This is a genomic window from Methylomonas stagni, from assembly GCF_050154735.1.
Classification (GTDB): Bacteria; Pseudomonadota; Gammaproteobacteria; order Methylococcales; family Methylomonadaceae; genus Methylomonas; species Methylomonas koyamae_A.
This window is the reverse complement of record NZ_CP189557.1, coordinates 4,391,179-4,411,572: the sequence shown is the minus strand read 5'-3', so window position 1 is coordinate 4,411,572 and position 20,394 is coordinate 4,391,179. Positions and strand designations below refer to the sequence as shown.

19 protein-coding genes are annotated in these 20,394 nt (G+C 50.0%); all 19 read right to left on the bottom strand.

All coding sequences use genetic code 11. From position 1 onward, the window contains the following. Position 1: 1 nt before the first annotated feature. The 19 genes from ACP4CD_RS20435 to ACP4CD_RS20345 all read right to left on the bottom strand — a co-directional run bounded on the left by ACP4CD_RS20435 (position 2) and on the right by ACP4CD_RS20345 (position 20,380). Complete coding sequence (locus ACP4CD_RS20435) at positions 2 to 469, bottom strand: pilin (protein WP_426992362.1); 468 nt, start codon at positions 467 to 469, stop codon at positions 2 to 4. Between the two features lie 239 nt (positions 470 to 708). Further along, on the bottom strand, positions 709 to 2,499 hold the full coding sequence (locus tag ACP4CD_RS20430) for an asparagine synthetase B family protein (RefSeq protein ID WP_426992361.1): 1,791 nt from the start codon (positions 2,497 to 2,499) through the stop codon (positions 709 to 711). Positions 2,500 to 2,508: 9 nt separating this feature from the next. Then, positions 2,509 to 3,858, bottom strand: a complete 1,350-nt coding sequence (locus tag ACP4CD_RS20425) for a phenylacetate--CoA ligase family protein (protein ID WP_426992359.1) — start codon at positions 3,856 to 3,858, stop codon at positions 2,509 to 2,511. Continuing rightward, entirely contained in the window at positions 3,855 to 5,063 is a 1,209-nt protein-coding gene (locus tag ACP4CD_RS20420; RefSeq protein ID WP_426992358.1) for a glycosyltransferase, read from the bottom strand. Before ACP4CD_RS20420 ends, ACP4CD_RS20425 begins: the two co-directional genes overlap by 4 nt. Beyond that, positions 5,050 to 6,270 (bottom strand): TIGR04063 family PEP-CTERM/XrtA system glycosyltransferase, encoded by a 1,221-nt coding sequence (locus ACP4CD_RS20415; protein ID WP_426992357.1) that lies wholly within the window; start codon positions 6,268 to 6,270, stop codon positions 5,050 to 5,052. Before ACP4CD_RS20415 ends, ACP4CD_RS20420 begins: the two co-directional genes overlap by 14 nt. Before the next feature lie 60 nt (positions 6,271 to 6,330). Beyond that, positions 6,331 to 7,410 carry a nucleotidyltransferase domain-containing protein gene (locus ACP4CD_RS20410; RefSeq protein WP_426992355.1) on the bottom strand — a complete coding sequence of 360 codons (1,080 nt, stop codon included), beginning with the start codon at positions 7,408 to 7,410 and terminating at the stop codon, positions 6,331 to 6,333. Continuing rightward, entirely contained in the window at positions 7,407 to 8,261 is an 855-nt protein-coding gene (locus ACP4CD_RS20405) for an HprK-related kinase A (RefSeq protein WP_426992354.1), read from the bottom strand. Before ACP4CD_RS20405 ends, ACP4CD_RS20410 begins: the two co-directional genes overlap by 4 nt. A 53-nt stretch (positions 8,262 to 8,314) precedes the next feature. Continuing rightward, positions 8,315 to 8,587, bottom strand: coding sequence for a hypothetical protein (locus tag ACP4CD_RS20400; protein WP_064024887.1), 273 nt, complete (start codon positions 8,585 to 8,587; stop codon positions 8,315 to 8,317). Between the two features lie 20 nt (positions 8,588 to 8,607). Continuing rightward, positions 8,608 to 9,444 (bottom strand): hypothetical protein, encoded by an 837-nt coding sequence (locus ACP4CD_RS20395; RefSeq protein WP_064024890.1) that lies wholly within the window; start codon positions 9,442 to 9,444, stop codon positions 8,608 to 8,610. 93 nt (positions 9,445 to 9,537) lie between these two features. After that, positions 9,538 to 11,427 carry an XrtA/PEP-CTERM system amidotransferase gene (locus ACP4CD_RS20390; RefSeq protein ID WP_426992353.1) on the bottom strand — a complete coding sequence of 630 codons (1,890 nt, stop codon included), beginning with the start codon at positions 11,425 to 11,427 and terminating at the stop codon, positions 9,538 to 9,540. Between the two features lie 21 nt (positions 11,428 to 11,448). Beyond that, positions 11,449 to 12,582, bottom strand: coding sequence for a TIGR03088 family PEP-CTERM/XrtA system glycosyltransferase (locus ACP4CD_RS20385; protein WP_064024906.1), 1,134 nt, complete (start codon positions 12,580 to 12,582; stop codon positions 11,449 to 11,451). Positions 12,583 to 12,590: 8 nt separating this feature from the next. Next, the gene (locus ACP4CD_RS20380; protein WP_426992351.1) at positions 12,591 to 13,781 is read right to left on the bottom strand and encodes a TIGR03087 family PEP-CTERM/XrtA system glycosyltransferase; all 1,191 of its coding nucleotides are present in this window, start codon (positions 13,779 to 13,781) and stop codon (positions 12,591 to 12,593) included. Between the two features lie 3 nt (positions 13,782 to 13,784). Further along, entirely contained in the window at positions 13,785 to 14,861 is a 1,077-nt protein-coding gene (locus ACP4CD_RS20375; protein WP_426992350.1) for a FemAB family XrtA/PEP-CTERM system-associated protein, read from the bottom strand. Continuing rightward, entirely contained in the window at positions 14,801 to 15,670 is an 870-nt protein-coding gene (locus ACP4CD_RS20370) for an XrtA system polysaccharide deacetylase (RefSeq protein ID WP_426992349.1), read from the bottom strand. The genes ACP4CD_RS20375 and ACP4CD_RS20370 overlap by 61 nt, the downstream gene beginning before the upstream one ends. Before the next feature lie 8 nt (positions 15,671 to 15,678). Continuing rightward, entirely contained in the window at positions 15,679 to 16,797 is a 1,119-nt protein-coding gene (wecB, locus tag ACP4CD_RS20365; protein ID WP_168032898.1) for a non-hydrolyzing UDP-N-acetylglucosamine 2-epimerase, read from the bottom strand. A gap of 3 nt (positions 16,798 to 16,800) precedes the next feature. After that, entirely contained in the window at positions 16,801 to 17,835 is a 1,035-nt protein-coding gene (locus ACP4CD_RS20360; RefSeq protein WP_426992348.1) for an XrtA/PEP-CTERM system-associated ATPase, read from the bottom strand. A 241-nt stretch (positions 17,836 to 18,076) separates the two neighbouring features. Continuing rightward, the gene (locus ACP4CD_RS20355; RefSeq protein WP_426992347.1) at positions 18,077 to 18,583 is read right to left on the bottom strand and encodes a hypothetical protein; all 507 of its coding nucleotides are present in this window, start codon (positions 18,581 to 18,583) and stop codon (positions 18,077 to 18,079) included. Further along, positions 18,580 to 19,377 (bottom strand): TIGR03016 family PEP-CTERM system-associated outer membrane protein, encoded by a 798-nt coding sequence (locus ACP4CD_RS20350; RefSeq protein ID WP_426992345.1) that lies wholly within the window; start codon positions 19,375 to 19,377, stop codon positions 18,580 to 18,582. The genes ACP4CD_RS20355 and ACP4CD_RS20350 overlap by 4 nt, the downstream gene beginning before the upstream one ends. A 109-nt stretch (positions 19,378 to 19,486) precedes the next feature. After that, positions 19,487 to 20,380 carry an XrtA-associated tyrosine autokinase gene (locus tag ACP4CD_RS20345; protein ID WP_064023855.1) on the bottom strand — a complete coding sequence of 298 codons (894 nt, stop codon included), beginning with the start codon at positions 20,378 to 20,380 and terminating at the stop codon, positions 19,487 to 19,489. Between the last annotated feature and the right edge of the window lie 14 nt (positions 20,381 to 20,394).

Below are 20,394 nucleotides of genomic sequence, written 5' to 3'. Positions count from 1 at the left end.
GTTAGGTTTTAGGATGATATTTAGAATTCAGCGTCGAGTTAGTTGTGTTAGTATCTATGCGCCACTGCATGCCGGAACCTGGAGAGCATTCCCCTCTATACAACAACTTATCACCGCCTGTAACGGCAGTACCAATCGTTGTGTAGACTATCGTCACTGTCGCGGAATTACTAGCGGCGGACGTAATGTTCACCGAGCGAACATATTTGCCGTTGATTTCACTCGACGTGGATAAACCAAAACTTAAATTGGTCGTGGAATCCACGCCCAAGGTACCGTCGCTACACGCCACGCCGCCCGCGGTCAACGCCGGCGATGCCAAACTTGGGCCTTCGGACACTTTGGATCTGACCGTATAGTCTTGATAAGCCGGAATCGCGATAGCGGCCAAAATACCGATAATCGCGACGACGATCATCAGTTCGATCAAGGTGAAACCTTGTTGTGTTTTTCGCATTTGAATGTTCATAGCGGTATCTCTCTGTCTGATTGAATAACGAACGCACTAACCAATACAAGACTTATGCCAGAACGGACTTTTACGATTGCGAAATATCGAGTGCTTTTTTAAAAACAAGATCAACAACTTACCTAAAACCCAGCCCTAGACCACTAAATCAAACAGCAACCCGCGGAAACCCGGCAAGCCTTGCACCATCGCTCCAAGTCGAAAACTGACGTTTTTTGTCACTCGTCTTGCCGCGTGCATCACGCCTTTTGTTTACCGGCAAACCACAGTTCCAACATCATCAAAATCCAGATCAGTTCGCCGTAGTAGGCCGCGTGTATGCTTTGATGCATCGCAATCGCGTGATCGAGGAATTCCGGCTTGAAATAACCGCGCTTTTTCAACGCGTTGATCGCGTCGTAGGCCAAGTCCTTCAATGGCTGATGGTCCTTGAGCCAGATACCGAACGGCAGGCCGAAGCCGTGCTTGGGTTTGTTGATGATCGCGTCCGGCAGAAAATCCGCCATCGCCTGCTTATAAAACCAACGTAATTTTTGACCGTGCAATTTGGCGGCGGACGGTATTTGGCAGGACAACTCGACGATACGGCTATCCAACAGCGGATAGCAGACTTCAACGCCAGCCAGTTCGCACATCCGGTTGACCTTGACCAAATCGTTGTCGTGCAACGTGGCTTTCCAGTCCATATACAGCATTCGGTTCAAGGTGCTGGCCTGATCCGGGCGCCGGTAATTGTCTCGTAGCAGTTGCAGCGGTTCGCCGGTATCGATTTGCGCCAGAAACTCGCCGACAAAAATGTCGGTAGCAGCATGACGGTGCAAAAAGTTGTAATCCTGCAATCGATCCGGCATCGCGGCCTTGGCTTGCTCGATATAGCGTTTGGCCTTGAACGGCAATTTAGTATTCGCCAAACCAGCCGGCAAGGCGTTCAACACCCCTTCCAAGCCAGCGCCAACCGCTCGGGGCAAACGATGATAATGCTCGAACAACATCTGCTTGGCGTAGCGCTCGTTACCGGCGAAGATCTCATCGCCGCCATCGCCGGCCAGCAAACGCCCGACGCCGTTGTCCTTAGCCAATTTCGCGCAATAGTAGGCCGCCAAGGCCGAAGAGTTGCCGAACGGCTCATCGTAATACGCGGCAATCATCGGGACCGCATTGACGGTGTCTTCCGGCGTTACGTAATACTCGTGTTGACGCGTATTGAAATGTTTGACCGCAATGTTGGCGTATTCGATTTCGTTGTAACCTTCGACCGGAAAACCCATCGAAAAGGTCTTGGCCTTCCCGGGAAACACTTTAGCCAGCGCGCCAACCACGCTGGAACTATCCAAGCCACCGCTTAAAAATGCGCCGGTTTCGTCTTCGCTGCCGACCATGCCGCGCACGGTTTCGATCAAGCCGGCTTTCAAATCCTCGCCGACCTGCCTTAAATCGAGCGCAGATTCGTTAAACGACGGCAACCAATAACGGCGCAGTTCCAGTTTGCCGTCTTCGAAACTCAATTGCTGACCGCCTTCCAACTTCTTGACCTTGGTGTAGATGGTGTTCGGGCTAGGGCAATGGTGGTAATAGACGTAATCGTAAATAGCCTGCGCCGAAATTTCGCTTTCGACCGCCGGATGGCGAACCACGAAATCGGCACTGGAACCAAACACGATCACGGAATCGGTAACCGCGTAATAAATGTGACTCAAGCCGATAGGGTCCGTGGCAGCCAACAGCAAACGGCGGACGCTATCGATCAAAACCACGCCATCGCATGCGCTACCGCCATCGAATAACGCGGCACCGTGCCGCCGATACCGCGCCAAGACTTCCCGCAAATGCTCCGGAGAAGCAGCCGTCTTCAAAGCAAACAACAGAATGCCATCGTCTCGGAGCAGCGCCGGCGCTTGACTGGCCAGTCCGAAATGACCGTCGTATTGAAAATCGAAGGCCGACCCGGCCCGACCGACCAACTCGGTCAGACTCGCGACAGCGCTTTCGTTCCAGGGTCCGCTGCCCACCCATCCCGCGAATTTTGTCATGTTGCTCGATTAAGGCTTGACGTGGCTGATAACGTACCGGAATTTGCCGGAACGCTCCTTGGGTATGTAATCGGTATATTCGATCGCAACGTTGACCGTATCACCCAATCGCTTTTTAAATTCCGCGACGATGCGTTGTTCGGATTCGGCTCGGTAAGCGTCGGTCTTGACGATTTGCACGCTGGTCTTATCCAGACTGTCTTGCGTGATCTTGAAAGCGTCGACACCTTCTAAATCGCGCAACACATAAATCAAGGCCAGGCCGTGCAGCACGGTGCCGTCCCGCGCCACAACGAAGTCGGTGGTGCGACCTTGTATCTCTTCGAGCAACGGCAGCCCTCGCCCGCAAGCGCAAGCTTTGTCGGACAAAATTCCCATATCCCCGGTGCGGTAGCGGATAAACGGAAAATCGCGCGTCGCCAGATGGGTGACGACAATCTCGCCCAACTCGCCATTGGGCAGCGGCTTGCCTTGTTTATCGACAATTTCGACGATGATGTCTTCCGCCGTAATGTGCATCGCGCCTTCCGGACATTGGTGGGCGATAAAACCGGCATCGCGGCCGCCGTAGCCGTTGGCAACCGGGCAGCCGAAGACCGTTTGGATTTTGTCGCGCTGATAATCGTACAAGCGCTCGGACGTGACGAACGCCACCTTAATGCCCAAATCGTTCATTGCCACGCCGTGCTTTTCCGCATGACTGGCGATATGCGCCAACGCCGACGGATAGCCGAACAACATTTTCGGCCGGATTTGCCGTATCCTGGCTACGAAGCCGTCCAATTTTTCTTGAGACATCTCGAAGGCCGGTATTAAATGGGTCCGCAATAGCTTGTCGCGAATCAACCGAATTTTATCCTGCGCGCCCAGCTCGATCGGCGACCCCCATATCACCGCTTCCGGATCGCCAATGTCGACACCCCACCAACGGGTGGCGCGCCATTTGGCGGCCACGTCGTGACTGACGCGGCGACTGCCGATGTAAAAAATCAATGGCTCGCCGCTTGATCCGCCGGTATTAAAGCGGGCCAAACCCTCGGCATCCTCCGCCCGCATTTTATCCAAATTGGCGCGTATCGTCGGTTTGTCCAACAAGGGCAGGCGAGCTAAATCCGCTAAACTGGTGACCTGCCCCGGATTGAAGTCTAATGCCGCAAACAATGTCCGATAGTAAGGCACATGCTGGCCAATATCGGTTAGAAACCGTGTCAAGTCCTTGACCTGAGCCTGGCGAATTTCGTCCACGCCCAACCACTGGCTACGCTCCATCGCCTTGCGCACTCTGACGGTACTGTGTTTTTTTAACGCTTCGTGTAGAGGAAACAGCACGGAGGAGCACAGCGAGGTGTAAAGGCTCATGATCGATTTACCAGTTGGTTGAATTCCGCCACCAAGACAGCGACGCGTTGATCCCAGGCATTCTGAGCGGCATAGGCGATAATCGCATGGCGATCCCAGTCGCGCCCCAGCGCGGCATCGAGCGCCGCAAGCAAGGCATCGCGATCGCCGAACGGCACCACCTGCCCCAAACTATCGTCGCAAACCACCTCGCGATTGCCGCCAACATCGGTGGTTACAATCGGCAAACCGCAAGCCATCGCTTCCAAGAACACATTGGCCCAGCCTTCGTTAGCAGTCGCCAATACAAAAACGTCGGCGGCGGACAGAACCTCTTTCAAGGCTGCGGCGGGCATCGCACCCAGGAAACGCACCTGTTCAGCGAGGCCGAGTTCGGCGACTTGCTTCTCCAGACGCTGGCGAATATCACCCTCCGGACTGCCGCCACCGACAATCAAGTAGCGTAAACCGGGATGTTTTGCCAGCAGCGCCGGCAATATCTCGATGACTCGGTGAAACCCTTTGCGATCGACCAAGCCACCCACTGAAATCAGCACCGGCGCATCGACGTTGAGTTGCAAACTCTGACGAGTCGAGACTTTATCCAGCGGATAGAAGACATTCGTATCGACGCCATTCCCCACCACCAAAATTTTATCGGCTTCGGCACCGATGCTAACGACATGTCGTTTAAGCGATTCCGACACAGAGAACACTCGAGCGGCCCTACGAAGCGCCGCCAACAGGCGCGCCCGCCGACTGGCGATTTTGGACAACGGTACTTCGGTGCCGCGTAGCGTGATTGTAACCGGCACGTGGAAACAGCGCCCCAACCATCCTGCCGCGTAGCCGTCCGGATAGGCAAAATGCGCGTCAATCAGATTAAATCCGAAGTTGCGAGACAATCGGTATAAAGTCCGATAACTGCCCAACGCCATCATCAATCCGTCCCACCGGCGGCCTAATCCTGGCAAGGACAGAAACCTCGGGAAATAAACGTCGATACCGTCCTGACATTCGTAAGTGGCGGGCTGTGGCCGGTAATTGGGCTTGAATTTGCGGATCACCCCTTGAAACGGGAACCATGGTACCGGCGAGACCACCGCCAACGCACAGTGCGCCGCGACCCTGCGCATGCGCTCCCGGACGAATACACCGACATTCGGGCGAACCTGACTGGGGTAGAGACTGCTGAAAACCACCAGCCTGGGATCAGTCCGTGTCATGCCCGTCCCGTATCAATCCGGCATACACCGCTTGATAACGTGCCACGCTGGTTTGCCAGTTACGGATTTGTTCGACATAGTGCCGTCCAGCTCGACGGATGTCGTCCCAATGCGATTTATCGGCCAAGGCATTCAAAACGGTCGACGCCAAGGCCGCTTGGTCGCCGGCTCGGAACAAATAGCCGGTCCGACGATCTTCGATCAATTCGTGATGACCGCCGACATCCGAAGCCACCAACAGGCGACCTTGCGCCATGGCTTCGAGCGGCTTCAGGGGCGTAACCAAATCGGTCAGTCGCATCGACAATCTCGGATAGACGAAAATATCGACCAAATTGTAATACCGTTGCACCTGATCATGGGGAACCCGTCCCGGCATCACAACCCAATCCGCCAGCCCTAAGGCTTGAATTTTCTGTTGGATTTGTGCTTGTTGCGGACCACCGCCAACCAACAGCAGCCGGACATCCGGCCGCTGCCGGACGATCTCGGGCAACGCATCCAGCAACAACAGTAAACCTTCGTACGCGTAAAACGAGCCGATGAAACCGAGTACGATTTTTCCCGTCAGGCCTAGTTGATCGAGTAGCGCGGGTTCTGCAACATCACCGAAACTGAATTTTTCGATATCGACCGCGTTGGGAATCACGGTGATTTTTTCGGCAGGAATACCCCGTCCGATAATATCGTTGCGGAGCCCTTCGCAAATCGTCGTCACGGCATCGGCATTCTTAAACACATACGTTTCCAGGGCTTTGGTAATACGGTAACGCAAGCTACCTTCCGCGGTCGTACCGTGGTCGACGGCGGCATCTTCCCAAAATGCCCGGCATTCGTAAACCAACGGCAATCGGTATTTTTTGGCCATTCTCAAAGCCGCCATCCCGTTTAATGCCGGAGAATGAGCATGCAGGATATCCGGGCGAATTTCCGGAATGATCTGGTCCAACCTCCGCGCCAGAGTCTGAACAATCGCCCATTGGTTCATAACGGGTAATTTTGCCTGTAAACCGCGCGGTTGGGACGAACGATAAAAATCCAAGCCATCCACCGTTTCGAAATCGCTACCGGGAGCCTGATGCTTGGCGGAAGTCACATGAAAAGTGTGCCAACCCAGCTTACGTTGCTGTTCGAGTATCGCTCGGGTACGAAAGGTGTAGCCGCTGTGCAACGGAATCGAGTGATCCAGAATATGTAAGATTTTCATGTCGAGAAGGTTCTTGTTTAAGACTGTCAAGTCGGCTCGCCATGAAGTGAGCACCCGGAATTAGTGCTTCTCTTTGCCGGTCAGACGCATCCAGGCCTTGATAGTCAGATGGGGCAATAGCAAATACCACGGCATTTTTAACCAATGCGCCCGCAAAAATAATACGTTACGGGCCAAACCTGTCCAGCGGTCGGTGCAACTTGGATGGACCGGCATCAGCGCGCGAATGAACAAAAAATCCATCACCGCGAGAATTGCCTTGGCGGGCGTCACTTGTTGAAGTTGCCGGGCCAATTCGTCCGACAGCGGTGTACCGAGTATTGTAGTCGAGTAACGCAATGCGTAAAGGACTGGCCTTGCCAGACCCAATTCGGATGAACGTGAAATCAATCTGACCTGCTGTTCGCCCAAACCGCGAATCAGCGCATCTAAATCGACCAAGTCCCGCAAGCCGTGCTCCAATTCACCGTCGTAAAACAAATGAACCGCGCTGTGTATCACTTGATCGACCGGGGATAATACCGCTAGTCCATCGAATTTCTCCAATGCGCGCGCATCGGCTAGTAGTAATCCGGCATCGGGACAATCCTTACACGTTATCGGCAGGATGTTATGGTGTAGATCGATGACGCTGCCCCTGGACAGGTGTCTGATTGGTGGAATTTCATGCATCCAGCGCCGGTAATAACGTTCGTTGTAAACGCCGTTTTGCCCGCCCATCCAACCATGAATCATCAAACGCTTCTCGGCGGAGCCTATTTTTTCGCGGGGAACCAGTAAATCAATATCTGAAAAGACCCTACCTCTCGCGGCGGGGTGTTCAGTCACTGCATACGCCGCGCCCTTCAACAAGACAAAAGGAAACTCTAACTGTCGAGCCACTTTTTGCAACTGGCGAATTTCCCAAAATAGGTCGTTGCTTTGTTTTTCGGAAAAACATTTTGCGGAGATTAAATGCCGACGCGCGGCTTCCGGAATTTCATCCAGTCCGCCACGGCTCTCCACCCAGTGAACCAGCTTCGCCAGTAGCATCGATGCACGTGCCTGCCTGACTAATAATCCCCATTCGGGTAAGGACAACTCGGCATGAGACACCTGATCGTTGATCACCTTGACCAACAAGGGCCATTCAAAACTCATTCGGCTATCTTAAGTTGGTCGAAAATTTGAACCGCTTCGTCTAGGCAGCTGTAACGCAACTGGTAACAGCTTGCTCGGTCCAATACATTACGCAAGGCGTAAAATCCCGCGTAGCCTAACCGACTAAAATTAAACGCGTTATCCGCTACATCAATAAACGTTAACGATTTTGCCTTTGGCGCAAACTCGGTCGCGGAGCCAGCTTCATATTTTGGAAATATGATCCACGCAATCGGACAAGATTCGCTCTGCCGACTGATGCTGGTTTCGGGTGGCTTAAGATGGCAAACAGTGCCCTTCGATGTATCCGTTGACAATGGCCCGAACACAAGGCCAGGATAGCGCTTGGCGACGATGTCAATGGATTGATTCTTCAAGCTGACGGGACGGGGAAAGGGGTGTACTCGGAAAGTCACTGGATCAACCAGAGTCAATTCGTCCGATAGTAATCGCCAACCTTCTTGAATCAACGTGGCGGTCAAAGTACTTTTTCCGGATCCCGGCGGCGCCGGTAACACAGCCGCCCAGCCATTTTTCTCTATCACAGCAGCATGGATTATCAAAAAAGTATTAATTTGACTAGATACACACCAATTCATCCCCCATTCGATCAAAGCCGGGGCATGTTGTAGCGGTAAAGGATTGAAGGGCGCGTAGCCATCAAAACGAAATTCAGCGCTTTTACTTATCGAGCTGAACCAATTATGTCCAGAAGCAACCGATACGGGGAAATCGACGAACACACTACTATCAAAAACTTCAAAATCGGCATACAAAATCGAAAGACTCTGCGCCACTGAAGCCAATTTAGTCGTGATAGCAAAGCAAAACTGACCAAGTTGCAAATTCAAACCGCTATTTCGCAGTCGGCTATTAACCTCCTGGAAAGGCAAATGCTGTAATCTCAATTTACCGGCTCAATTAATTCTTTTTGCAACAAAACCTGTATCAGACTTTCTAAATACCCAGCTTTGTCGCGCGATTTATCCGATAAGTCGAAATTTCCGATGATGTCTTCAAGCATCGTTTGATCAAATGGCGTAGGCTGAAAACATCGCTGAATCAGCTCTAACGGCATCGCCTCAAACAAAAACGTAGTACCGGAGTTGCGATGATAAATCACGACCCCATCACCCCAATCCACGCAATAGACTTCTCCAACTACTCGCCAGAGCATAAAACCAGAAGACTGTTGTCTTACGCCGTGCAACCGTCAGCGATCAAGTGATGGCAAAAGTCAATAATATCCTGGGCTGAACAATCTACTGCACCAACTTTATACTTACCTCCGGTCTTTACCGCCTGAAAACAAGCTTGGACATCCGACAGCGAGCTTCCAACCACATGTTTGCCATCACAAGCGTTAACAAACAACCAAGCCATACAGTTATCCAACCCTATATCAGTCCCTTGATCCAGCTCTTTTATACAATCGTTTAACGTTTTGTTGGCATTGGTGGTAGGCCCTAACGCAGTATCACTGAAGATATAATATCCGTAGGTGGCCTCGTTACGCTTAAGAGTCGCATAGTCATTCTGGCCGTTGGATCGCAATTCACTCTTCGTTTTCGGCGCTTGAGTGCTTTTAGTCCACACCGCATTTAAGTTCCATTGCCCCTTTTGAGTGTCGTTCCGGTTTGAGGTCCAAGAGTTTGGCGCCGTTCTATCTCGTCGACACCCAGATCCCCCTTCCAAAGTTCCACCCGTCTCGTGTTTACTCGAGTGAGGCTTACATTTGCTTAAAGGCCACTGACTCGGGTTGTCGCAATAATGCTTCGGGGGACGCGGCCCCGGATTAGTCACAATATTACCGGAGTACGCAGTTCTATTCGGACCGATTGAATGAAACCCAGAAATGGTACATTCGTCAACGCCACCAGTACCCCCTCCCCATGCAGGACGATTAGCCAAAGTTAGGATGACAGGAACCGCAACGCCAGCTTTAGCAAACTTTCTTCTGGATTTATCAATGACTTGCTTGCCCTCTTGCAGTTGACCGTTCTCGATCAGGCTATCATCTTCTTCGAATCGCATATTACACCGCCACTTAGAAAAACTTGAATTGGTTCACACTCTAGCAAATCAATTAATTAATGTCTATTGCCCGCTCGTACAAGTTAACCAGCGTCAAAACCCGGCATTTCTAAGAAACGCCTCGAACATTAACAGCGACCAAATCGCAGCGCTGTAATCTCGCAAACCTGCCTGGTGTTGGGTCACCATATGCTCCAAGTAAGTGCGATTAAACCAACCCGTTTGACCAAGCGTATTACCCAACAAAGCCTCCCGTACGCGTTCTTTCAAAGGCCCTCGGAACCAACTGCTCAAAGGCACGGCAAACCCCATTTTAGGTCGATACAGAATATCGTTCGGAAGATAAGACTCCAGTGACTTTTTAAACAAATATTTGCCTTCTCGACCATTGAGCTTATAGGACGGCGGCAATGTCGCCATCCATTCCACCAGTTTGTAGTCCAACAACGGAACCCTGACTTCCAAGGCGTGAGCCATGCTTGCCCTGTCGACTTTAGTCAGGATGTCACCGGCTAGGTAAGTCTTCAGATCCAGATATTGAACCATAGACAGAGGATCGCTCGGTGCTTTTTCCCGATATCGATGAAATACCTCGATTGCGCCGTAACCTTGCAATTCCGCCCTTAGCTGCTCGCTAAATAATTGCTGACGCATGCCATTAGACAGCACCGACACGCTATGAAAATAGCCCGCCATAGAATCTCGGCCTATCGACTCCAACGTGGTTTTTGCTCTAAATACCTTCGGTGCCCAGTCGAGTTTTGGGTAGACCCGACCTAAGGTCGAAAACAAAGGCATCCGCAAACCGTCCGGCAATAAAGAACGCATTCTCTCCTCGTAGGTATGCCAGCGATAGCGCCGATAACCCGCTAAATTTTCGTCGCCGCCATCCCCGGACAACACCACGGTCACTTGTTTTTTGGCTAACTCGCAAACCCGATAAGTGGGTAATGCGGAACTGTCGGCATAGGGTTCGTCATACAAACCGGATAAGCAATCAATCAGACTGAAATCATCGGGATCGACTTGTTCGACCCGATGAGCAGTGTGATATCGACCGGCAACTTGAGCCGCGAATTGCGATTCGTTGAATTTTGGATCGCCGAACGAAATCGAGCAAGTGTTAACCGGATCGTCGGACAAACCGGCCATTAAAGCCACGACCGCGCTGGAATCAACGCCGCCCGACAGGAAGGCTCCCAAAGGCACGTCAGCCATCATCCGGATTTTAACAGCCTCCCGTAACCGTTCGATCAACTCTTCACCAGCAGCATCCATGCTAGAGAAATTACCCGGATCGAAAGTCACATCCCAATATTGACGAGGCTTAATCCGTTCGTCTCCGCGCCGAATCGCCAAACTATACCCCGGCTCCAGCTTATAGACATCCCGATAAATTGTTTTAGGGTCTGGCACGTAACCGAAACCGAAATAGTCCTCGACCGCCGTCGGATCAATCCGAGTTGGCAGCAGCGGATGCTGCTTAAGCGCCTTCAACTCGGAACCGAATATGAAATGTCCGTTAGCCAATAGTGAGTAGTACAACGGCTTGACACCCAATCGATCACGCGCAAGGAACAAGGTTTGTTGTGGTCTGTCCCACAACGCAAACGCAAACATACCCCGTAGTCGGTCCACGCAAGCTTCTCCCCACGCTTGCCAAGCGTAGAGTATTACCTCGGTATCGCAGTGAGTTCTGAAGCTGTAGCCCAAGGCTTCCAACTCGCCGCGCAACTCGGGAAAGTTGTATACCTCGCCATTGTAGGTTAGGACGACATTTCTATCCGCGCTGTGCATCGGTTGCTGACCGCTAGACAAGTCGATGATCGACAAACGACGATGCCCAAAGCCCAAGCCGGGCTCGCTATGCAGACCGCCCTCGTCCGGTCCACGATGAAACTGGGATTCGTTCATTTTCGACAACAATCCGCGGTCAATTTCCCCGCTGCCTTGCATATCGAATATCCCCACGATGCCACACATATTATTATTCTCCGGCGCTATTTATCGCTCGTCATAAACCCGTTGGTAGCGAGACACCATATTATCGATCGAAAACTCCTGGCGGATGCGCTCCAATCCGGCCGCCCCAAAACGGCGACGCTTGTCGGAATCGGCAACCCACTCCGCTAGCACCCTTGCCATAGCCTCCGGATTTTCCTTTTCGACCAGCATCCCTGTCTCTCCGTCCAAGATCAGCTCAGGATTGCCTCCAACCCTCGTCGCCAACACTGGAAGCCCCGTTGCCATCGCTTCCAGTATAGTATTGGATATACCTTCGGCCTTGGATGGCAACACAAAAATATCCAGGCAACGCAAAATATCGGGGATGTCGTCACGATCACCAGACATCCAAGCTTGGTCTAGCAATCCGGCATCCGTCAATAGGCCAGCACTCTCTGCTCGTAAAGGCCCATCGCCTATCAACCAAAGCCGAGTCACTCCAGCAAAGCCCGGATACGTTTGGCAAGCATGAATGTACGCCCTAACCAGTGTCAATTGATCCTTTACTCCATGCATACGCCCCACCGTGCCTATGACGACTTTCCCGGACAAAAGCATATCGCAATGCATTGGAGCCGCCCGATCGCAATCGCGAGGATAAAACCGGTTTGTGTCAACACCGTTACAAATGCGAGTGATTTTAGCTGCCGGAATTTTGACCTTTTCCTGCAAATAATCCTGCAAATGTTTGGACAATGGAATGAATCGATGAATGATTAGCCCCAACGCTCGACGCAAGCGCTGATACTTTAGGTTATTGCCGTCAGGATCAAACACGTCCCAGCCGTGTTCCCCGTGAACCCGGTAGGGTATTCGAGCCAACCAGGCGCAAACCTGATATTCGATAGCCCCTAGATTTCGGGTATGCACAACCGCAGGCTTCCAAGCCTTAAACAACTTATAAACCTTATAAAACGACGCCCAGTCCTGCCCCGGTTTCTTATGCAACTGGTGGACGACAACATCGGACCGGTCGATACGCTGGGTAAAATCTGTCGCATCGGCCAAACAAATGATGGCATGCCGATAACGTTCTTTCGGCATTTTGTTAATGATATTAACTAAGCCATTTTCCAAACCGCCGATGCCGAGACGGTAAATGATATGCACAACCAAAGGCACCGCTTCGTCCATCGTCAACCTTAACCTGCGAGCAAAGTCAAAAGCTTATCGGCATTCGCGGACCAGCCAAACGCACGTTCGACAAACCGACGGTTGTCTTCGGCGTAAACAGTAGATTGTTGCAGGTAAGACACAACCCTTTCGGCAAACTGATTCGGTTCATCGGCGACGGCGACCTGCAACTCTTGACCAGCAGATATCCCTTCCATCGCCCCCGACGTTGCGACCACGGGCTTAGCCATCGCCATGGCTTCCAAAACCTTGTTCTGTATGCCTCGAGCAATACGTAACGGTGCCACGATCAAACGGGCGTGAACAATATATGGTCGCACGTCGTCGACTTTGCCGGTAACGATCACTGCCGAGTCGTTTTCCGATAACTGCAGCACTTCCTTGGCAGGCTTGGAACCGACTATGTAAAACTTAGCATGCGGGCATTGTCGCTTGATCTCCGGGAACACAGTCTCGGCAAACCACTTGACCGCATCGACGTTTGCCCAATAATCCATGGCACCTGTAAATACGATGGGTGATTGTCCGCTCGGAAACGGCGAATCACCGGCGACTTTAGGATCAAAACGATCGGTATCGACGCCGTTATTTACGAAATCGATCTTGTCTTTCTCAAGCGGCGCCAGGGTTTTAAACAACGCGGCTTCCTGTTCCGAAACAAATATCGTCTTGGCCGCCCGGCTGGCAATACGTGTTTCATAACTTAACAAAGTCCGGGCTTCGCGCCGGTAGATCCAAGCGGCCGGCCAGCTTTTACTGTTGGCATACTGGCTCCACTTATCGGAATCGACATCCACGAAATCCGCGACGACCCTTAACTCGGGGTAACGCTCGACGTACTGAGCCATAGGCGACGAGAAAATCAGCGCGCGGTCTATACCCTCGGTACTTATGACCTGATCAACCCAACGACGCAATGCCTTATCTCGATAATACGGAAGACTCAACGCCTCGCCGCTGAATAGGCCGCGCGCACTTTTAAGCTTATTGAGGCCGGGCGACAATTCCACACAACATACATCCCTGCAATAAGGCTTGAGCGCTTCAATATATTGGCGGTCTTCAGGATCATCCACAAAAGTGCCGAGGAATATCTCGTACCGTTTGGCTAGCGCTCGCAGAAAATGAAACGAGCGAATTTTGTCACCCTTGTTGGGGGGAAACGGAATCCGATGAATCAGGTATAGCAGTTTAGGCACGAATTATCCCAAATCCTTGGCCAGCCATGGTCCCACAACCTGACTGACTGGCAGCGGCAGCTTCTTCCAGGCTGCAATAAATAATCGATACTTGGGATTCAACGGATTGATGTCCGGAATTTGCTCCGCCTTCACCAAATCGATTTCGTAATACAGCTGCTCAGGCTCAAAGCCCCAGTGCTTCTTGAAGCGATAAGAGCCGGTGTCGATCTTGCTGCGCCCGTAATCAAACACGCGACACCCTCTATCCACCGCCCGCCGCATAACCTCCCAATACATGAAATCGTTAGCTTTCAGGTCTCGAGCAGCCTCGGTACCGCCGCCGTAATAAGGCAAAACTTCATCCTTGAAATAAAAATTCATCACGCTAGCCACTAAACGGCCTTCGTGCTCGATCGACAATATCTCGCAATCGTTACCGAAAGCCTCTTTTAGTACTTTAAAATAATGCCTCGGAAACACTGGCGTCCCCAAGTTTCTGACGCTTTCGGAATACGCTTGAAACAATCGATCCACATCATTATCTACTACACCGACTAAACCCGCTTTGATGCCCGCTCTCACCATCGCTCGCTGTTTTCTGGGAATCGCGTTCAGGTTTTTTTCGTGGTCGGAATCGAGCGTTTTGCGAAATGTTACGTACAACGCTTTATGCGGCCAATCGCGATGCGTTTGAACACGATTTCTCATTTCAAGGCAATCAACGTTCAACGTTCTGGCCAATTGTTTGCCTTGCGCCTGTAACGCACGGAAAGCCTCGTCGTTACTGGCGACAATACCGCCGTATACGCAAAAGGCATTCGAAACCAGCGTGTTTCCAAACAGTAAACTGTTGATGTGCGTCAGCGGTAGAATGCCGGTAATTTCGCCGTCCTGCTCGGCATAATAGTAATAAGTATCGTGACCGAAGGCAGCGGCAATAACGCGTTGCCACGCAGACAAGTGGAAAAAGGTCGAGTCGGCCGCAGCCATCACATAAGCATCCCAACGCTGGGCTTGCGATGGTTCAAGTAATTTGATCATGGCGGTGTTGTGGATTTCACGGATTCCGATAAGAATACCTTTTGCATGGTATTCCATTCAAAGTCGCTCAACAGCCTTTCCAAGCGGCCAGCGACTTTATCAAGATTCAAATAGTGGCGAAACCGAGCCTTCGCAGGCAGATTGGCCTGCCGAGGCTGCTCCGGATCGATTTCCCAAGGATGGAAATAAAAAATTCCCGACTGCATTTCGGTATCGTTGAGACGCTGATAGGCCCATTTCGACACAGCATAGGGATACAAGCGGAAAAAGCCGCCGCCACCGCAGGGCCAATTACGGTCAAATATGCGCAACGTGGTTATCGGAATTTCCAACAAGTCTGGCGCATTGTCGGGCCGATAGGCAAATCGCGGCGCGCCGGGCATTCCGTACAAATCGTGCCTGACGGGATAGATACTGGAACTGTAAATAAAACCCTCATCCTGTAATATTTCCAAGGCCCAAAGATTATTTGCGCCTATCGAATAACTCGCCGCCCGATAACCGATGACCTCTTGTCCGGCTAAGTCTTCCAGAATTTGCTTGCTAACCCGAATGTCTTCCCGAAATTGCTCCGGAGACTGCTGGGTGACTCTAATGTGTCGATAGCCGTGACAAGCCAGTTCGTGACCATCCTGCACAACGCGGCGTATTAAATTGGGATAGCGTTCCGCGACCCATCCCAATGTAAAAAAGGTAGCTTTTACTTTATACGCATCGAATAAATCCAGAATCCGTTGGGTATTGGCTTCGACCCGATGCGGCAGATCATCCCAATCGGAACTAGAAATATAGGGTTCAAACGCGGATACTTGGAAGTAGTCTTCCACATCCACCGTCATGGCGTTAACGATGAGTTGAGGCTTCATATACCCACTTAGAAATAACGCTGCAACAAACGCTCGACAATCCGTGTCGCCGCGTTACCGTCCCAATACTCCGGAATCCGCCCCCTTTTACCGCCGCTGTCTAATATCTCGTGGACGCAGGCCTTAATTTTTTCCGCATCGGTACCGACAATCGTATTCGTACCGTCGGTAACCGTTATCGGCCTCTCTGTATTTTCTCGCAACGTGACGCACGGAACCCCCAGGGCGGTAGTTTCCTCCTGTAGCCCCCCCGAATCTGTCAGAACCACTCGCGCTGCCCGCATCAGTCCCAGCATTTCCAAATAGCTAACTGGCGGCAATAGAGAAACACGTTCAGTTGAGAATTCGTCGAGCAAACCGGCATGGGCAATTTTTTGCTGTGTCCTAGGATGTACAGGGAAAATTACGGGAAGCCTCTTACTAATTTCACCGACGGTTTTGATCAAACGCACCAGTGTATCAGGATCGTCGACATTGGACGGACGGTGCAAGGTAAGCAACGCATAGCCTTCTTCCTTTATCGCTAGAGAACTCCCATAGGTCGCTAGCGTCAGATCGGGCGTCACAGCTTGCTGACAATTCGCTAACAGCGTATCGATCATCACGTTGCCAACAAAGCACACCCGCCCTTCATCGATACCTTCTCGCTCCAAGTTATGGAGAGCGCCGCGCTCGGTCGTAAACAGCAGATCTGAAATTTGATCGGTTAAAACTCGGTTGATTTCTTCCGGCATATCCCGATCGAAACTTCTCAGCCCAGCCTCAACATGTATCAAAGGGATGCTTTTCTTAACCGCAACCAGCCCACATGCGATTGTCGAGTTAACGTCACCGACCACCAATACCGCGAAAGGCGACACCTCATCCAACACCGGCTCGAATCGCAGCATCGTGTTAGCGGTTTGAACAGCATGACTGCCAGATCCAACCCCAAGATCTCGATCAGGCTCGGGGATCCCTAATTGTTGGAAAAACGTGTCTTTCATCGCTTGATCGTAGTGCTGCCCGGTGTGCACCAGATAGGGAACTATCGGCTGACCTACCGCTTTCAAAGCTTTAATAATTGGCGCCATCTTCATAAAGTTTGGGCGCGCGCCGACGACGCAAACAAGCACATTCGATTTCATGAACTATTCCGAACTAGAGGTGTCGTCGTAGACCGGATCCATGTCCAGTTGTAGCAAAATCGCTTTCCTAAGTAGCGCTCTTTCCTTATTGATGGTGCTGCGAAGATTAGTAACCAAATCTTCCAACCGCCCTATTCGCGTTTCCAAATCCATATCTTCACTGTTACGAGAATGGAGCGAGTGTAACGGCAAATCCTCTGAACGCGATTCATCGCCACCTTCCAATAACATTTCTTCCTTAACCTCAACGATAACCCGGTTAACCGACTGCTCATCAATAAGACCGAGTTCTTCCAAATAACCGAAAAGCATCAATCGATCACACAAAGTGTTAATCCGACGCGGAATACCTCCGGTAAATTGGTGGATAGCCTCGAAAACACCGACACCGAACTCTGGCTTGCCTTGCCAACCAGCGGTTTGTAATCTAAACAAAATATATTCTCTAGTTTCCTCGACATCTAAGGGATCAAGTTGAAACGTAGAAACAATGCGCTGCTTAAGTTGCTCCATATCGGCCGAATATATGGTGCGCTTCAACTCAGTTTGGCCTATCAAAAACACCTGAAAAACAGGGTGACCATTCACATCTAAATTTGTCAACATCCTAAGCTCTTCAAGGGACTGCTTAGGCAAATTCTGCGCCTCATCAACGATCAACAAAAGACGTCGACCTTCACGCGCCTTTTCGACGATAAAACGTTCAAAACCAGTCAATAAACTAGCTTTATCACTTAACGTAAATTTAAATCCAAACGTGGATGCGGCCATCCGCAAGGTATCTTCAGGCCCAACCTGAGAGGTCATCATTACCCCAATGAGCAATTTGTCCTTGTTCAGATTCTTAATCAAACTCTTAACCAGCATTGTCTTGCCAGTACCAGGCGATCCAATCACTAGAACAAAACCCTCTCCCTGAGTTAGCCCGTAGTGCATGTACGCCAAAGCCCGCTTATGAACTGTACTTTGAAAAAAGAAGTCCGGATCCGCGCTTAATTGAAAAGGCTTTTGGTTAAGGTTATAAAATCCGTCGTACATATTGAGTAGGCAAATTAAAATCGCACAGCAAAATTGGCGGTTGCCCTATTTTCGGTATAATCGAATCCGAAAGAGCTATCTGAATTCTGTTCTATGTGCCTAAACTCCAACTTTGTGTTCATCAATAATGGCCGCCCCAAATTTATGGGAACGGAGCGAGTTAAACCCAATGCTACATCGTAACGTGTATTACTTGCTGCGGAACCAACCGAATGTTGCCAGGAGGGCTGAAGATAAAAACTTAATCGAGGCACAAAACTCCATTGCCACCCCCGGAAATTCCATAAGCCGAATCTTCTCCCACTCTCAGCTCATAGCTTCTTCTTTCATTAAAAGCAGTGGCATTGAAGCGACTTTTACCGGTCTGATACGCCAAATTTACGCTAGCACGCTTTCTAACAATTACGTCATCAACCAAATCAAAAGGATTTAATACTAATTGAGAGTTATTATAATTAGGACCTTTTATTACGTTACCCGACCCATCTAACGCTAAAAAACCCTGACTAATAAGGTCTTGAAGATCCGTCACACCCGTCAAATTGCCAGAAGCATCTCGCAAGAAGAAGCCTTGCTCTACTAGAAGTTGTTGAAGAGTGGTCGTATCTTGAGAATAACTAAACCCCAAGCTAAATCTCTGCACTCGATAGTTTAAATTAGCATCCCACGAGCTTCCTGTATTTAGCCCGACATCCTTATTACGGTAAGTAATTGCCGAACTAAAATTAGAAGACGGATTAAAAGTCATAGTGACATGCTTATTATTACCGACTCCGACTTCCAATGAATACCATAAACTCGGACTCCACCGCCCGCCAATGGTATAAAAAAACCATTGTTAATACTGTTCGCCGCTAGAGTTCGGTAGCTATTATCCGAAAAGCCTGCCTGACCAAACACATTAAACTTCCGGTTAAAATAATACCGAGCATTACCACTATACTCCTCAAATCGAACATCTTGTCCAGAGTTTCTATTTTGCTCGCGCGAAGAATAGTTCATTCCCCAAGTAACCGAGCTGAACTCGCTACCACTGGTCAATCTCGCTTCTTTAAAAAAACTATCGGAATCTGATATCAGATTTTGAACGAGCGGAGAAACCAATGCCGAGTCACCATTATCGAATGAAGAACGACTGTAACCGACTTTAAATAAACCGTTGGCAAATCGCCCGAACCGTGGTGTCCAATATGGGGAAATATTGAAATTTTTTGCCTCGGTTCGACTACCGTTACCTGAGATATTATCAGTCGCAACAAAAGCATTACTAATATTTTGCTGACTGATAGAACTGCTGGTTTCAACAAACAATCTGTTTCTAATAATCTGATAACGAGAACTCATCTGTAACTGATGATTAAAGTCTACGCTATCCGAACCTTGAGCATTATACAAACCCTGCAACCGGTAGTTCAGATTAAAACTGCTGAGCGCGGAAGACCCAAATAGCGATATTCCAGGACTAATATCGGTAACAAAACCACTTTTCTTTGCATTTTCAGACAAATTCAAATTATCTGAAAATATTTCGCTGACCGACATGCTAGGTGTAGCACGCCACTCCAAAGCGACCACATAGCGCGAGTGAAATATACTGATACAAACCAAAAACGCAATGTACCGAAGCCTTAACCTATTAAAACAATGGGCTTTACTGCTGTCCATACTTACCGTAACTGTAATTATGGCCGTATATATCTATCTCACGCCTAGTCTTATTCAGAAGAGTCATTACAACATCACAATTACTCAGCTTTGAAACCGCTTCGTTAACGACACTTTGTGGGGTAATTTCGGCAGCAATCACCAAAACAACCTGTCCCACCAGCTCAGCCAAAATCTGAGCTTGCGTAGCCACTAGCAAGGGCGGGGAATCGAAAATCACAATTCTGTCTTTATATCTACGACTGATTTCCTCCGCAAAAAGATACATCCTTTGACTTGACAGTAGCTCCGTAGAGTATTTATGGCGTTTGCCAGCAGTAATCAAGCTAAGATTTGGCAGATCTGTTTTTAACAGAATATCAGAAAATGTTATTCTATCGTCCTCCAAGTATTCAATCAGCCCCAATGGGCTTTGAACACCCAATTCCTTGGCAATACTGGGCTTTTCCACATCAGCATCAATCAACAGAACCTTTTTATCTCGTTCATTCGCCAAACTAAGAGCCAGATTAATTGATATAAAAGTCTTTCCTTCACTTGGCAAACTACTACATATGAGAATCAAATTTGGACGACTAATGCCGTTACCATCCCCTCCTTGTACATTATTTACCAAAGGACGCTTAATAACACGAAACTCCTCGGCCAATTGTGACTTAGCATCATTGTTATCAATATAACCTTTCTCCGCCAACCCCTTCCAATCAAGGTTAACCTGCCGCTCGGAAAATTGACCATTGACTGACTCGGCCAATGCTAATTCTTCGGAGTTTATTACAATAGCAGGGCTGGAAGCACTCCCTTTTGGCAAAACTTGATCATCATCTAAAACCAAGCCCTGCTTTCCGGCTTTCTTGAGCGCATTTTCGATAATGCTCATAAAGTTACCTATAA

What these genes read in the sequence shown, in the direction of transcription:
- ACP4CD_RS20435 (WP_426992362.1), bottom strand. Translation starts at nt 469, where the DNA reads ATGAACATTCAAATGCGAAAAACACAACAAGGTTTCACCTTGATCGAA.
- ACP4CD_RS20430 (WP_426992361.1), bottom strand. Translation starts at nt 2,499, where the DNA reads ATGACAAAATTCGCGGGATGGGTGGGCAGCGGACCCTGGAACGAAAGC.
- ACP4CD_RS20425 (WP_426992359.1), bottom strand. Translation starts at nt 3,858, where the DNA reads ATGAGCCTTTACACCTCGCTGTGCTCCTCCGTGCTGTTTCCTCTACAC.
- ACP4CD_RS20420 (WP_426992358.1), bottom strand. Translation starts at nt 5,063, where the DNA reads ATGACACGGACTGATCCCAGGCTGGTGGTTTTCAGCAGTCTCTACCCC.
- ACP4CD_RS20415 (WP_426992357.1), bottom strand. Translation starts at nt 6,270, where the DNA reads ATGAAAATCTTACATATTCTGGATCACTCGATTCCGTTGCACAGCGGC.
- ACP4CD_RS20410 (WP_426992355.1), bottom strand. Translation starts at nt 7,410, where the DNA reads ATGAGTTTTGAATGGCCCTTGTTGGTCAAGGTGATCAACGATCAGGTG.
- ACP4CD_RS20400 (WP_064024887.1), bottom strand. Translation starts at nt 8,587, where the DNA reads ATGCTCTGGCGAGTAGTTGGAGAAGTCTATTGCGTGGATTGGGGTGAT.
- ACP4CD_RS20395 (WP_064024890.1), bottom strand. Translation starts at nt 9,444, where the DNA reads ATGCGATTCGAAGAAGATGATAGCCTGATCGAGAACGGTCAACTGCAA.
- ACP4CD_RS20390 (WP_426992353.1), bottom strand. Translation starts at nt 11,427, where the DNA reads ATGTGTGGCATCGTGGGGATATTCGATATGCAAGGCAGCGGGGAAATT.
- ACP4CD_RS20385 (WP_064024906.1), bottom strand. Translation starts at nt 12,582, where the DNA reads ATGGACGAAGCGGTGCCTTTGGTTGTGCATATCATTTACCGTCTCGGC.
- ACP4CD_RS20375 (WP_426992350.1), bottom strand. Translation starts at nt 14,861, where the DNA reads ATGGAATACCATGCAAAAGGTATTCTTATCGGAATCCGTGAAATCCAC.
- ACP4CD_RS20370 (WP_426992349.1), bottom strand. Translation starts at nt 15,670, where the DNA reads ATGAAGCCTCAACTCATCGTTAACGCCATGACGGTGGATGTGGAAGAC.
- wecB (WP_168032898.1), bottom strand. Translation starts at nt 16,797, where the DNA reads ATGAAATCGAATGTGCTTGTTTGCGTCGTCGGCGCGCGCCCAAACTTT.
- ACP4CD_RS20360 (WP_426992348.1), bottom strand. Translation starts at nt 17,835, where the DNA reads ATGTACGACGGATTTTATAACCTTAACCAAAAGCCTTTTCAATTAAGC.
- ACP4CD_RS20355 (WP_426992347.1), bottom strand. Translation starts at nt 18,583, where the DNA reads ATGACTTTTAATCCGTCTTCTAATTTTAGTTCGGCAATTACTTACCGT.
- ACP4CD_RS20350 (WP_426992345.1), bottom strand. Translation starts at nt 19,377, where the DNA reads ATGTCGGTCAGCGAAATATTTTCAGATAATTTGAATTTGTCTGAAAAT.
- ACP4CD_RS20345 (WP_064023855.1), bottom strand. Translation starts at nt 20,380, where the DNA reads ATGAGCATTATCGAAAATGCGCTCAAGAAAGCCGGAAAGCAGGGCTTG.